The organism is Enterovibrio norvegicus FF-33, assembly GCF_000286835.2.
Lineage (GTDB): Bacteria > Pseudomonadota > Gammaproteobacteria > Enterobacterales > Vibrionaceae > Enterovibrio > Enterovibrio norvegicus_A.
This window is the reverse complement of the sequence record NZ_AJYD02000051.1, coordinates 1-442: the sequence shown is the minus strand read 5'-3', so window position 1 is coordinate 442 and position 442 is coordinate 1. Positions and strand designations below refer to the sequence as shown.

Sequence of the window (442 nt, the reverse complement as noted above, 5' to 3'; positions counted from 1 at the left end):
CGAGCAAGGTTACTGACCGCGATTCACGCACACCCCTTGTTGTCGTTACCGCCTTCCATACCCCAGACGTGGGTCGTCGATTGCCGGGCGGTCGGTCGTGGTTTATCTGCGCTGAAATACCTCTCTCGCTACTTGTATCGCGGGGTATTACCCGATAAAGATATTATCGATATCAGTGACCATCAGGTGACCTTCCGTTACACCGACAGCCAGACCCTGCAATCGGCGACACGCTCTTTGCCTGCCCGACAGTTCCTAATGTTGATACTTCAGCATGTATTACCCAAAGGGCTACAACGGGTGCGGGACTATGGCTTGTTGCATGGCAGTGCAAAGCGAAAACGATACAGCATTCAGCTCATGCTGCTTCAAATGGCACGTCTGATGTTGCCTGTGCCACCGCCGTTAAATAAGCCAGTAACAAGACGTTGCCCACACTGTG

1 protein-coding gene is annotated in these 442 nt (G+C 52.7%); it reads left to right on the top strand.

Features of this window, described 5'->3' with window-relative positions:
- The coding region (locus A1OO_RS23190) for a transposase (protein ID WP_241819261.1) at positions 1–442 on the top strand (442 nt) is incomplete at both ends.